The 13956-nt window shown below is 54.2% G+C and carries 11 protein-coding genes; 5 read left to right on the top strand and 6 right to left on the bottom strand.

What is annotated here, in order from left to right:
* Positions 1 to 44 precede the first annotated feature (44 nt).
* Both ACN0VM_RS13430 and cydB read left to right on the top strand, forming a co-directional pair.
* On the top strand, positions 45 to 1466 hold the full coding sequence (locus ACN0VM_RS13430) for a cytochrome ubiquinol oxidase subunit I (protein ID WP_417451404.1): 1422 nt from the start codon (positions 45 to 47) through the stop codon (positions 1464 to 1466).
* The gene (gene cydB / locus ACN0VM_RS13425) at positions 1459 to 2457 is read left to right on the top strand and encodes a cytochrome d ubiquinol oxidase subunit II (RefSeq protein ID WP_417451403.1); all 999 of its coding nucleotides are present in this window, start codon (positions 1459 to 1461) and stop codon (positions 2455 to 2457) included. The genes ACN0VM_RS13430 and cydB overlap by 8 nt, the downstream gene beginning before the upstream one ends.
* 176 nt (positions 2458 to 2633) lie before the next feature.
* On the opposite strand, the gene ACN0VM_RS13420 is transcribed toward cydB, so the two are convergent.
* Positions 2634 to 3308, bottom strand: coding sequence for a hypothetical protein (locus ACN0VM_RS13420; RefSeq protein WP_417451402.1), 675 nt, complete (start codon positions 3306 to 3308; stop codon positions 2634 to 2636).
* A 132-nt stretch (positions 3309 to 3440) separates the two neighbouring features.
* On the opposite strand from ACN0VM_RS13420, the gene ACN0VM_RS13415 reads away from it, so the two are divergent.
* Positions 3441 to 4505 (top strand): oxidoreductase, encoded by a 1065-nt coding sequence (locus tag ACN0VM_RS13415; RefSeq protein WP_417451401.1) that lies wholly within the window; start codon positions 3441 to 3443, stop codon positions 4503 to 4505.
* On the opposite strand, the gene ACN0VM_RS13410 is transcribed toward ACN0VM_RS13415, so the two are convergent.
* The 5 genes from ACN0VM_RS13410 to ACN0VM_RS13390 all read right to left on the bottom strand — a co-directional run bounded on the left by ACN0VM_RS13410 (position 4502) and on the right by ACN0VM_RS13390 (position 7343).
* Positions 4502 to 5062 (bottom strand): GNAT family N-acetyltransferase, encoded by a 561-nt coding sequence (locus ACN0VM_RS13410; protein ID WP_417451400.1) that lies wholly within the window; start codon positions 5060 to 5062, stop codon positions 4502 to 4504. The two genes, ACN0VM_RS13415 and ACN0VM_RS13410, sit on opposite strands and share 4 nt — an antisense overlap.
* 38 nt (positions 5063 to 5100) lie before the next feature.
* Positions 5101 to 5451, bottom strand: coding sequence for a hypothetical protein (locus ACN0VM_RS13405; protein ID WP_417451399.1), 351 nt, complete (start codon positions 5449 to 5451; stop codon positions 5101 to 5103).
* Positions 5452 to 5578: 127 nt separating this feature from the next.
* Positions 5579 to 6205, bottom strand: coding sequence for a phage tail protein (locus ACN0VM_RS13400; protein ID WP_417451398.1), 627 nt, complete (start codon positions 6203 to 6205; stop codon positions 5579 to 5581).
* 40 nt (positions 6206 to 6245) lie between these two features.
* Positions 6246 to 6665: a DUF6916 family protein gene (locus ACN0VM_RS13395; protein ID WP_417451397.1), complete on the bottom strand. Its 420-nt coding sequence runs from the start codon at positions 6663 to 6665 to the stop codon at positions 6246 to 6248.
* 51 nt (positions 6666 to 6716) lie between these two features.
* Positions 6717 to 7343 (bottom strand): phage tail protein, encoded by a 627-nt coding sequence (locus ACN0VM_RS13390; protein ID WP_417451396.1) that lies wholly within the window; start codon positions 7341 to 7343, stop codon positions 6717 to 6719.
* A gap of 386 nt (positions 7344 to 7729) precedes the next feature.
* Between ACN0VM_RS13390 and ACN0VM_RS13385 the strand changes: the two genes are divergently transcribed.
* Positions 7730 to 8089, top strand: a complete 360-nt coding sequence (locus ACN0VM_RS13385; RefSeq protein WP_417451395.1) for a sulfotransferase — start codon at positions 7730 to 7732, stop codon at positions 8087 to 8089.
* Positions 8090 to 8188: 99 nt separating this feature from the next.
* A partial coding sequence (locus ACN0VM_RS13380) for a VCBS domain-containing protein (RefSeq protein WP_417451394.1) occupies positions 8189 to 13956 on the top strand: 5768 nt, incomplete at its 3' end.

The raw sequence follows: 13956 nt of genomic DNA, 5'->3' as shown, positions 1-13956 counted from the left end.
CATGGCAGGCGATAGAAACGCGCCAATAGTTGAGGAGGGTCCGTATGCCGGAATTTTTGACCGCGGAGATACTCGCCAGGGCACAGTTTGCCTTTACCGTGGCGTTTCACATTGTCTTTCCAGCCTTCACGATTGGTCTGGCATCTTATCTGGCCGTGCTCGAAGGGATGTGGCTTAAAACTGGTGACAAAGCTTATCTCGCCACTTACCGATACTGGATAAAGATATTTGCTATCGCTTTTGGCATGGGCGTGGTTTCAGGCATTGTCATGAGTTACCAGTTCGGTACCAACTGGGCTGTTTTTTCTGATAAAGCTGGCCCTGTGATTGGCCCACTCCTCGGCTATGAGGTGTTATCGGCCTTTTTTTTGGAAGCTGGTTTTCTTGGCATTATGCTTTTCGGCATGGAGAAGGTTGGCCGGAAGCTGCACTATTTTGCGACGCTGATGGTAGCGTTTGGGACCCTGTTCTCAGCCTTCTGGATTTTAAGTGTGAACAGCTGGATGCAAACGCCTTCGGGCTATGCAATCAACGACGTTGGCCAGTTCGTCGCTACGGATTGGTGGCAGGTGGTGTTTAACCCGTCCTTCCCCTACCGGTTGGTGCATATGGTTCTTGCAGCATATTTGACGACGGCTTTTGTTGTCGGCGGTGTTGGGGCTTGGCATCTTCTGCGCGACAAGAAGAACAGGCCTGCCCGCATCATGTTTTCCATGGCGCTCTGGATGGCCACTGTCGTGGCACCACTTCAGATTTTTGCCGGTGACATGCACGGCCTCAATACGCTGGAACACCAGCCGAGGAAGGTCGCAGCCATGGAGGGGCTTTACGATACCACATCCGGTGCGCCTTTGGTGCTGTTTGGCCTCCCCAATGACCAAACAGAAGAAGTAGATTACGCGCTGGAAATCCCTAATGTGGCCAGCTTGATCTTAACGCACGAATGGAATGGGACGGTTCGGGGGTTGAAGGAATGGCCGAAGGAGGATCGTCCGCCGGTGGCGATTGTTTTCTGGGCCTTTCGTATAATGGTTGCTCTTGGTTTTCTGATGGCCGCACTGGGCCTTTGGAGCTTGGTTGTCAGAATTCGGGGGCGGCTCTATGATACCATTTTGCTCAAACGGGCGGCCGTCGCTTTGGCGCCGGCGGGTTTTGTCGCGGTGCTGGCCGGTTGGGTTGTGACGGAAGTGGGGCGTCAGCCTTACACCGTTTATAACTTGCTGAGAACTTCTGAGTCATTGTCACCGATTGCGGCGCCTGCGGTGGCGACGTCTCTTGCGGTCTTTGCCGTGGTGTATTTTGTCGTGTTTGGGGCAGGTACGCTCTATATTTTACGATTGATGGCCCATACTCCTCGGGTGGACGAACATGGGCTCAAAGAAGGGCGGCCCATGCGGGCTGCGGGCACGACGCCTGTTGCAGCTTATGAGGAATCCGACATTAATGAGGGAGGTTACAATGATTGACTTACCATTGATCTGGGCTTTCCTGATTGCGATTGCCATACTGATCTATGTTATCCTCGACGGGTTCGACCTGGGTATTGGCATCTTGTTTCCTTTTCTTGAGGAAGAAGACCGCGATATCGCGATGAACACTGTTGCGCCGGTTTGGGATGGTAACGAAACCTGGCTTGTGCTTGGCGGAGGAGGGCTTCTGGCAACGTTTCCTTTAGCCTATTCCATTCTTATGCCAGCCCTGTATTTCCCTGTGCTGTTGATGCTATTCGGGTTGATCTTCCGTGGCGTGGCTTTTGAGTTTCGCTGGCGTGATAAAGGCCATCAGCGTTACTGGGATATTGGCTTTGTCGCAGGGTCTATTGTCGCCAGTTTTTGTCAAGGCGTGGCGCTTGGTGCCTTCATTCAGGGGGTTGAGGTGAGTGGCCGCGCCTATGCGGGCGGCTGGTGGGACTGGCTGACTCCTTTTAGTGTGTTAACTGGTGTTGCACTGGTCGTGGGATATGCGCTTTTGGGGGCCACATGGCTTGTTATGAAAACAGACGGCCGATTGGGTGAAAAAGCCGTTCGCTATGCTCGGTTTACCACCGTCGGCACGGTGGTGTTTATAGGGCTCATTAGTGGCGCTACTCTATCGCTCGATACCCGGTTCATGAAGGTTTGGTTCGGTTTCCCGGCAGTGTTATATACTGCGGCAGTGCCCCTGGCGGTTGGCCTCGTCTCCTGGTGGCTTTGGCGTCGGCTGTCCAGAGAGATGGATTACAGGCCATTCATCGCGGCAATCCTGCTATTCGTCTTATGTTTTATTGGCCTGGGCATCAGCTTGTTTCCCTATATCGTACCGATGGGTGTTACAATATGGGAGGCTGCAGCGCCGGATGACAGTCTGGCATTTTTGTTGATAGGAACCGCTGTGTTGTTGCCGCTGATCCTTGCCTATACCGGATATGCATATTACGTGTTTCGCGGCAAAGTAAAGCCGGGGCAGGGCTATCACTAATGCCGCAATCCGAAAATGCTGAAAGAGGCACCGGGCGCAAACTGCTTTGGTTCGCCGGCATCTGGCTGGCGAGTATTCTTGTTCTGGCGTGTGTAGCAGGTTTGATTAAAGTGGCGATAGGGGTCACAACGTGATGACGTGCATATCCGCCGCTACAGGTCGGGATGGCGATGCGCCTAGCGATATTTGTTTACATAGTCGACGAGGCTCTGGTTTTCCGTCCCCAGGAGGATAAGCCAGTCAAGCAGCCCGTGGTCGCGCGCATACACAAACATATCCCAACGTCGCCAGCCATAGGCGAAGTTGATTTGTTCACGCAGCATGGCTTGCTCACTCTTGCTTAGGAAAGCGTATAGAATGATCCCTGTATGAATTCGCGCATTCAGAAGAAACGGCTCAAAGGTTGCGGCTTCAACAGATCTGCGCCAGGCGGTAACGGCGTCATGGTAGTGCGTCTCACCGAGAAGGATGTTGACGGCACTCAAGCGATGCCATGCGAAGGCATTGAAGGGCTGTGCCGAGAGCGAAGCCTGAAGATTGATTAAGGCTTTATTTGCTGACGCAGCCCTCTCGACGGTATCTTTCGATAGTTTGGCCCGTACCAGATGAACTGCGCCAAGTTCGGAATATGTTGAAGGTTTGCGTTGATACGCCAGAGACTGCTGGAGTGCTTTTTCCAACACTTCCAGTTCCTTGTCCGAAACAGATTGGCCCTCGGATATCTTTTTCAGAATTGGCTCACCAGGGATACGCATCAACTCCGCGAGAAACAGCGGCACCGCGAATGCCAGAACCATGGTTGAGGCGATGAGAAGTGAGCTGGGCACAAGCCAACGAGAAAGTTTACCCATAGTCATACCCACCACATTGTTCTTTGCGCAGCAAATGTCTAGATTGCTTGGAAAGTGTCATCAGCGGGCCCGCTTGTCAAATATGATGAGCGCTCAGGCACAGGACACGCTCCTGCGAACGGGAAGATAGAAATGTCAGCAATTAAAACAGCGATTATCGGATATGGCTTATCAGCGAAAGTGTTTCAAATTCCCTTCATCATGGCGAATGGTGCTTTCGACCTTGTTGCCATCAGTTCTTCACGGTCGGCCGAAATCAATAAGAACCTTCCTGACGTTACGGTATACGCTGATGCTGAAGAAATGATTGCCCGCAGCGATGCCGAGCTGATCCTCATAACAGCCCCCAATGAAACACACTATAATTTCGCCCGTTATGCGCTTGAACGCGACAAGCATGTCCTTGTTGAAAAGCCATTTGTTACCACAAGTGCGGATGGCTTGGCGCTGATCGAATTGGCGCGAGAGAGGGGACTGGTGTTAAGCGTTTACCATAATCGCCGCTGGGACGGTGACTTCCTGACCGTCAAAAAGCTTATCCAAAACGGGACGCTCGGCAAAGTGCGGTATTTTGAGAGCCATTTTGACCGGTTCCGCCCCGCAGTAAAGGATACTTGGCGCGAGAGTGATGATCTGGGAAGTGGTATTTTATTCGACCTCGGACCACACCTCATTGATCAGGCGGTCATGCTGTTCGGGGTGCCTGAGGCGGTTACCGCGCAGGTTATTGCGGCTCGTTCTGGAGCGGTGACAGACGACATGTTCAGGCTGACTTTTCATTATAAGGATATACTGGCTGTACTCGTCTCTAGCCCATTTTGCTCGGGGCCCAATTTGCGCTTCAAGGTGGAAGGGGAAGCGGCTAGCTATATCAAATATGGCCTCGACCCCCAGGAGGCGCGTCTGCGGTCAGGGCAAACTCCAGTTGAGGAACGTTGGGCAGCAGAGGATGCCGCTGCTTTTGGAATGCTATATGCACCAAGCGATATGACTTCAGCCGAAGGCATGCCGGTTGACACAGAGATAGGCGGATATCAGCATTTTTTCGCGGCGCTAGCCTCCAGCCTGCGCCGAAAAGGGAAGGTCCCTGTCACCGCCTCACAAGCGGTTATGGTTATAAAGATTATTGAAGCTGCACAAAAAAGCGCGTCAAGCGGACAAACTGTTTCGCTCTCGCCCTTGATGGTGGAGCGTTAAACGCTGCCATGAACTGCTGGCCGCGGCTTTATTTCCGTCAGTCCGGCAATTTCATCGGCGGTTGGAAACCAATTCATGCGGGCATAAACATCATCTGACATGGTCTCGTCTTCCACAAAACCGTATTTTGTCAGGAATTTTGCCATGCTGAAGTCATCGCGGCGGGCGGGCACCAGCAGTGGCTTTTTGGTTTGTGCCGCAGCCTTCATCAGCCACAGCAGGATGCTGGAGCCAAAGCCTTTGCCCTGCGCCTTTTTGATGAAATCAAGGTCTACCAGGCGAAGTTCTACCGGGCCTATGTCAAGAGTAATCCGACCAATGCGGGTGCCATTTTTCTCCAGAATCAGATAGATGGCATTTGGAAATTGCTCGCCATATCCGCCATTCTGCGCCTGTAACTGCATATCAATCAGGTTCTCGATATAATCTGTATCGGCACTGGCCATGCGCAGATCATCCCGGTTGTCCCGATACATTTTTGCCAAAAAATCTCTGTCGTTTGCCCGTGCAGGGCGGGCCGTGATGCCGTGGGGCAGGGGTACCGTTCCATTGATCATGACTTGTCTCCGATCCATAACTCAGGGGAAGTGTCGTGTTATCCGAAAATGACCTGATAGTAGGCGCCCGCAGGCATTTTCATTGGCCGTAAGGTCCTGGTTATCAAAAGCCCTGATAGTGTGCCTTTTTCCAAGCCCTCAATCGCGCCGTGAAATTCCTTCGCCTGCTGCATCGGGTGGTTATTGTCTTCGTCCGCCTGGAAAAGAAGCAGGAAGGGCGTGCGGGTTGTATCAGGCCCCATGGCGTCAGGGTTTTCCTTGCAGTCCGCAAGCCGTACAGGCATCGATACCTCGCCACTGACCAGTTTAAATTCGGCACCAACGGCTGGGCCAAATAAATCAGATGACACATCCGCTAGCTCAAGCGATTGTTGCAGTTCTTCGGTCACAAAGTCCCCCTTACCCCGTCTCATGGTGAAACAAGGTAGTTTAATCATTTGAGTTGTTTTTTGTAAATCTAAAATAGATATGCGGCGCGGCCCGTCGCCCCTTCGTGCGAGCCGCGCCAATATATCTTCAGCTTCTGGCTGGGTATAACCCCATCATGCAAATGCAGTAGTTTAACACGGCACTTGGTTGTGTCGGGTTAACGTATTCGCTTGGATTGCCGGTATTATTCACAGTCAGAAAGGTGTTCTGGAAAGAACCGCTCCCGCCATCAAATCCGCCAAGCTCAGCGGATGTTGCAACATCCGAGCTTGCAATGAACATATTATCCTGCAAGGCACCGAAATTGTTCGCCATGGGTGCGAGATAATCTCCGACGCTCGGCGTTTGTTTTTTGGCTGGGTCAGTTGCCGCGCGCACGCTAATGTCGCCGCCGCCACCAGTGCCGCCATATGTGACACTGTGTGAATGCGCGGGCATGTGAGAAACAGTCAAGACTTCCAAAGGTACACCGAACCGCTGGCCGATAACCCTGGGTGTAAGCCCGGGGCCGGTAAACTGCCCTACAGGTATGCGCCCCCTCAGGTCTGGAAGGCCAAAAACGGTTCTGCAATCGCCGCCGTACTCGCAGCCAAGCAGCGAAAACAGAGAGCTGAACTGACTAATGGCTAAGATCGCTCCTGAGCAATAGCCCCAATTTTCGGGTGCAAAACTAAAACCCAGCGCCTTGATGACGCCGATATATGTATCATACATGAGAAATTCTCCTGATAATCAGGTTGTCACCAGCGCTTCATTAACTGAAACTGATTTCGTACAGCACACGTTCTTCAACCTCGACGGGCGCTTGCTTTTGGTCTTTCGGCAAGCCTGTCTTGCTGGTCCCGCCGCCACCCGATGCGTCCGCCTTGGCTTCATTGAAAGCCCTACTTTCAGGGTTATCGGATTTGTTGTCGATGTAGACACTTTCAACAACGCCGATTTTCTCAAACGAAATGTCATATATACCGTCTGGCGCCTGATGGCTTTTTGCGCCGCTAAGGATCAAAGTGAAAGGCTTTTTGCGACAAGTGTCCGGCCTGCCTTCCTTCTTTCCGGTTTTCAGTTCTTTTACGTCTTCAAGTGTAAGTGAAACGTTGGGGCCGTCCATGACTGTGACCGCAACCGTTGTACCTGTAAGGTCTTTGAATTTTTCGATTGTTATTTTATCCAGCATATCAACCTCCTGAAGGATAATCCGTAATCAGATGCTTCTGTGAAACTGGCCTTAGCTACGTGACGGAAACAGCCCCTGGATACAAATGCAGAAGTTGACGGTTTGTGACGGTTGAACAATCGAAAACGGTGTGCTGAGACCTGTATCGTGGATCGCAAACAGGTTGGGGTCAAAGCCGCCGCCGCCGCCCGTTACGCCCCCGAGTTCAACAGTGCTGGTAATATCCGCTGGCGCGATGAACATATTGTCCTGCAGGGCGCCAAAATTATTTGCCGCTGGCGCGATGAAGTCACCGTCGGCCGGGGTTTGTTTTTTCGCAGCCGTGGCAGAGGCAGAAAGGCTGGCGGGAATGCCGCCACCTCCACCTCCGGCATAGGAGTGCGAGTGGGTGTGCGTCGGCAGATGGCTGGTGGTAAGTGTAATATATTCTGCGCCGGGTTTTTGCCCCAAGATCCTGTCTGTCAGGCCAGGTCCTTGAAACTGGCCCATTGGTGTCCGGCCCCGCAGGTCGGGCAAGCCAAACGTAACTCTCGCGTCACCGCCAAAACGATCGCCCAGCAGCGAAAACAGTGCCTGACTCTGGGCGATGGCGATTAGCGCCCCTGCACAGTAGGCCCAGTTACGGGGGGCAAATTGAAAACCAAGTGCTTCGATAACCCCAAGATAACTATCTTCCATTTCTCTTCCCCTTGATAAATCCCGTGGATGCAAAAATAAACCATTAGGTGTACATCCCAGCTTATTAACAATTGTTAGTCAATTGATAAATCGTGTATTTTTGACGAAAATAATTGGGCAGTTATATTTCAGCGGAACAAAGAACTGAAATAGAAAGGAAATTTTCATGAAATTGATTTACACAAGATGTGCTTAAGATTATCTTCAGCAAGGAGATTTCCTCTGTTAGGCCGCTGAGTTTCAAGCTAACGCTATAAATTTAGCCGTGTTTTAATAAAAATGAGAGTTTGTTTTCAGGTGTGAAATTTCTCGAGAGGGTAGACTCCTCAAAAGCTGCAGTGGCGAGGGAAGATTGATGGGTGTTTTGCGTGATAGGTTGAAAAGCAGTGGGCGATAGTTTGATCCATTTTATCTCGGGGCTTCCGCGATCCGGGTCCACGTTGCTGGCGGCGTTGCTGCGGCAAAACCCTCGTTTTCATGCCGAAATGTCAAGCGCGCTTGCCCCGCTAGTTAACGCTAACCTCAGCATCATGAGTGCCGGTTCGGAGATATCTGAGTTGCTGGACGCCCGGCAGCGCGCCCGCATCCTGCGGGCTATTTTCCAGGAGTATCGCTCCATGTCGTCCGAACGGGAGGTGTTTATTGATACCAGTCGGTCATGGTGCGCACGTATGCCTTTGGTGTCTGATCTGTTTTCGGGTGCGGTGCGGGGGGCGACCAAGATTAAAACAGTTCAGGGCGTGTAGCCCAGACTGTGATACGATTTGCTAATTGGTGGGGCTTGTGCCTCGATGAGAAAAGCCTGACGAAGGCGCAACATATACACAGGAAATTTGGGGTTCACTATGCGTGACGAATATAATCTTTACCTTGATGTTGACGACTCTGCTGCGCTTGCTTTGTCAGGAGCGGGGCGTGTTGGCTCGGCCCCGGCGGATCAAGCAGCGGTTAGTGATTATCAGTCATTGCCTAGTGGGCGACAAACGCTGATCGTGGACGCCTCGGTGAAGGACGCGGATATCCTGTGCCGCAGCCTGCCGGATTGTGTTGACGTGCATGTCGTTGCGCCGAACGGGCTCGACTCCCTGATCTGCGAGCTTGAGGCAAACCAGCATGTTGGTGACCTTCATATCCTGACCCACGGTGAGCCCGGCGCTATCACACTTGGGGGTGAACGTCTGGATGTAAGCGCGCTCGTGCCGTCCCATTCTTTTGCGGCGATGGTCATGAGGCTGACAAATACAGGTTCTAAAATTGCGCTTTGGGCCTGCTCGGTTGCAGGCGATGCGATAGGCCTGCGGTTCGTCAAGGCGCTTGAAGCGCTTACGGGTGCCTCTGTTTTTGCGGCTGACCAACTGGTTGGTGCCGCAACATCCGGCGGGACATGGGATATCGGTATCACCCCGCCTTTTGGCCGGGAAGCGCTGGCCAGCTACCCTCACACCCTGCCGACCTTTGATATGACTGGCGGCACACTCGGTACCGCAAGCGGTGCCGACAGCATCGCCAACAACCAGTTTCAGGAGACGGAAAGCGGCGTGACGATGACCGTGACCTATGATCAGGGTAGCGCAACGGCAGCCGACAATGCACTCCTCGGCAATATTACCGTGATGGACCTCGTGGGAGACTATGTGAGGGTTGATGGCATTAACGTTACGACGGTGACCATCAGTTTTGATACAGCGGTGCAGGTGGATTCCTTCGTTTTCGGAATTGAGAACGGTACGGTTGCAGGTACCTATACAGCGACGCCAAACGCGGGTTCGACATTGTCCATCACCGCGCCGGGCGACTTCACCAATTCCGCGACACATAAGGAAAGCCCGAGTGACTGGACAAACGTTACCAGCTTCACCATCACCAGTTCAAACGGCGACTGGCAAGCTATTGTCGACAATATTGTATTCAGCGTGGCGAATAATGCGCCCGCGCTTGGCGGTACACCGGCGGATGATACGGCGGTGGAAGATGTCGCAACGGCGATTGACCTGTCAGCATATAATGTCTCAGACGGTGACGGCGACACTATCACGCTTACGCTGGCGGTGGACCGGGGCACCATCGCGTCCGTTGACGGTAACGGCACCACCGACGGCGTGACCATTGCAACCTCGGGCACCGCGTCGATGACGTTGCAGGGGTCAGCTGGCAACCTGAACACCTACCTGAACGATACCTCGCACATCACCTACACCACCGATAACAACGACACCACATCGGCAACCCTGACCGTTACACCGAACGATGGCACGGAAGACGGCACGGCCGATACGGTGACCATCAACATCACCCCCGCCAACGACGCGCCGGTGCTTGATAATTCTGGCGCACCAACACTGACAGCCATCAATGAAGACGCAGGCGATGACGACAGCTCAGGCGCCGATGGCGACGATGACGCCACCAACAATGCCAACAACACGGGCACCAGCATTGCCGACCTCGTGACCGATGGTTCAATCACCGATGTGGACGGCAGCGCGGTTGAAGCCATTGCGGTTACCAACGTGGATAACACCAATGGTGTTTGGCAATATTCAACCGACAACGGCTCAAACTGGACCAGTTTTTCAGGCACGACAGGCAGCTCGGTCGATATCTCCAGCGCAGCTCGATTGCTGGATGGTACGCTGTCCGGGAGCAGCACACAATTGATCCGCTTTGTGCCGGACGCCGACTATAATGGCACCGCCACCATCACCTACCGGGCATGGGATAAAAGCACTGGCACTGCGGGCAATACGGCGGATACCTCAACAAACGGAGGCACCACGGCCTTCTCAAGCGCGACTGAGCAAGCCACGGTTACCATCAACGCCGTGAATGACGAGCCAACGCTCACCGCCACAGGGGAAGACCCCACCTTCACCGAAGATGGTGCGGCGGTTGACCTGTTCAGCAGTGTGGCGCTTTCCACGGTCGATGGTAACGGTGTTGCCAGCTACACAATCACCGTTACTAATGTGACCGACGGCGCCAATGAGATTATCAACGCAGATGGCAAAGCCTTCGCGCTGACGAACGGCACGTCAGACACCATAAACGGTGGGTTGATCACTGTGAACGTGGCGGTCAGCGATACCACAGCCACCATCACCTTCACCGATTCAAGCGGTTCACCGGCCGCAAGCCAGAACATTCTGGAAGGCCTGTCTTACGAGAACACAAGCGAGAACCCAACCGAAGGCGACCGCGTTGTAACGATCACAAGCCTCAGCGACAACGGTGGCACCGCAAACGGTGGGGATGATACGGCAACACTTTCCCTCAGTTCAACGGTGACAGTGGCAGCCGTTAATGATGACCCAGACGCCACCGGTATACCAGATGACGTGACAGTGCTTGAAGACACGGAAAGCGCCGTTGATCTCTCAGGCGTTACCTTTGACGACCCGGACAGCGACATCATCACGGTTACACTGACGGCAAGCGGCGGTACCTTCAGCGCACCGGCAGACGGCGCGAGCGTTGGCTCTGGTGTTACGGAAACACTGGTCAACAGCACAACAATTTCGCTGGTTGGCACAGCCGCTGACTTAAGCAGCTATCTCGATGACACTGACGCGATCCAATACACCGGTGCGGAACACGTCAACGGAGACGACGCGGCGACCATAACCGTGACAGCCAATGACGATGACGGTTCCGGCGATGTCATACTAGACACTATCAATATCGACATAACAGCCGTGAACGACGAGCCTGAGTTTACCGGGCTTGATGGCACGCCGTCCTTCACTGAGGACAGCACGGCTGTCACGCTTGATAGCAATGTCACCTTGGCGGACGTGGAGCTTGACGCCCTCAATGGCGGCAACGGCTATTACAGCGGTGCGACACTCACCATTGCCCGGAATGGCGGCGCCAACGCAAATGACAGTTTCAGCTTCGACACAAGCGGCAACACCTTTGTTACCTCCGGCACGGCAAGCGCAGGTGCGCTCAACACGTTTGCGGACGACGACACCTTCGCCACCTATACGGTGTCAGGCGGCACACTCACGATTACGTTCACGTCAGCCGCAACGGCGGCCACCACGTCGCTTGTCAACGACGTGCTCCAGCATATTCAGTATGAAAACACCAGCGATGACCCAAGCGCGAGCGTGCAGCTTGACTGGTCCTTCAGCGACGGCACAGACACGGACACCGGCTCAACCACGGTTTCCGTCACCGGTGTAAACGACGAGCCAACGCTGACAGCCACCGGCAGTAATCCGACCTTCACAGAAGGCGGCTCTGCTTCGGATGTGTTCAATACAGTTGCAGCGTCCACCGTTGAGGCTGGCCAAACTATCACCGGCCTGACCCTGACGGTTACCAACGTGTCCGATACCGGCAATGAAATACTGAATATTGATGGTACCGCAGTTACGCTGGACGACAGCGAAACCGGCACAACGGCAACGAACAGTCTGACCTATTCGGTTAGCGTATCAGGCAGCACCGCGACCGTTACGCTAAGCGGCGGCACGATGTCGGCGGCCGCGACGCAGACTCTTGTGGATGGCATCAGTTATGAGAATACGTCGGATAACCCCACCACCGGGGCTAACCGTGTCGTGACCGTCACCTCAATGACAGACAGCGGCGGCACCGACGACGGCGGCGATGATAGCGCGTCCTTGTCCGTAGTATCGACCGTGTCGCTCACGGCCGTTAATGACGCGCCGGTTGTTGGCAATGTATTTGGTGACAGCGCGTCTGAAGTGATTTCAGGCGCTGGCGCGACAGCGGTTAGCGACCTGAGTGATGCGACCGTCACCAACGCGGACTCCGCTGACTTCAATGGCGGTTTCCTGACTATCGCACAAAACACCGGCACCATTAACGGCAGTTGGGCAGTAGACGGAACAACGATTACCTCTGGCGGTGACGGTACCGTCACCGCGGGCGAAACCATTCAGGTTTCAGGTGTGTCGATTGGCGTGGTTGATGCAACCGATGACGGACAGGGCGGCAATGACTTCAGCATCAATCTCAATGCCAATGCGACGCCGGAACGCGTTGAAACGCTGCTGCAAAACCTGGTCTATTCGGCGCCAAGTGGCATCGGTGACCGCGGCTTCACGCTGACGCTGAACGATGGTGACGGCACCGCGAATGGCGGCGACGAAGACACCGCGGGCAGTTTCACCATTGCCGTCACGCCCAATCCGCCAATTGTCAGCAATCTGGACGGCGACAGTTTTACCTTTACCGAAGGTGACAGCGCGACAGCAATTGACGTTGGCGGCAACGTCACAGTGACCGATGCAGATTCGAGCAATTTCAATGGTGGCAACATCACGGTCAGTTACCAGTCTGGCCAGCAGAACGAAGACAGGTTGGTAATCGATACGACCGGCACCGTAAGTCTGTCCGCCGGGCAAGCGGCTGGTTCAAGTGTTTCGGTCAGCGGCAGTATCATCGGTACCATTGAAAGTGGCTCGACGGGGGCTACAGGCGAAGGTCTGATCATTACTTTGAGCGCAGATGCTACAACAGCCGCGGTACAGACTCTCTTGCAGTCGATACAATACGATAATGCGGCGGGCGATGACCCAACCGACGGTGACCGTGTTATTCGCGTGACGGTGACGGATGCCGACAGCGGCAGCAATCCGGCTACATCTACTGCGGCAGACGTTACCGTCAATGTCAATCCGGTGAATGATGCTGCCACCTTTGGCGGTACGCTGACCGGTAGCCTGAACGAAGATACGGATAGTGTCAGTGGTTCAGCGACGGTGACGGACGTCGACGGTGCCAACAGCTTCACGGCGGAGACAGTGAACGGGACCTATGGTGACCTTGCGATCGCGGCCAATGGTGACTGGGTCTATGACCTTGATGAGACCTTGGCGGGTGTTCAGGCGCTGGGCGCTGGTGATACACTGGGAGACACGCTGACGGTTGAATCTGCCGACGGCACAGAGCAGAGCATTGTGATCACGGTCAGTGGTGTCAACGATGCCGCGAGCTTTGGCGGCAACCTGACGGGTAGCCTGAATGAAGACACCGACAGTGTTGGTGGTTCAGCGACAGTCACAGACATTGACGGTGCCAACAGCTTTACGGCAGAGACAGTGAACGGGACCTATGGTGATCTGACGATCGCGGCCAATGGTGATTGGTCCTATGACCTTGATGAGACCTTGGCGGGTGTTCAGGCGCTGGGTGCTGGTGATACACTAGGTGATACGCTAACGGTTGAATCTGCCGATGGTACAGAGCAGAGCATTGTGATCACCGTCAGCGGTGTTAACGATGCCGCGAGCTTTGGTGGTAATCTGACTGGTAGCCTGAACGAAGACACCGACAGTGTTGGTGGTTCAGCGACGGTAACGGATCCGGAGAGTGCCAACCAGTTCACGGCAGAGACAGTGAACGGGACCTATGGTGACCTGACGATTGCGGCCAATGGTGACTGGGTCTATGACCTTGATGAGACCTTGGCGGGTGTTCAGGCGCTGGGTGCCGGCGATACGCTGGGTGACACGCTGACGGTTGAAGCGGCCGACGGTACAGAGCAGAGCATTGTGATCACCGTCAGCGGTGTCAACGATGCAGCCACGTTTGGTGGCGCACTTTCGGTCAGTGTCGGTGAAGATGCTACCTATTCGATTGG

It is taken from the genome of Kordiimonas sp., from assembly GCF_048260245.1.
Taxonomy (GTDB): Bacteria; Pseudomonadota; Alphaproteobacteria; order Sphingomonadales; family Kordiimonadaceae; genus Kordiimonas.
The sequence above is the reverse complement of the archived record's forward strand: the minus strand, read 5'-3'. Positions and strand labels throughout refer to the sequence as shown.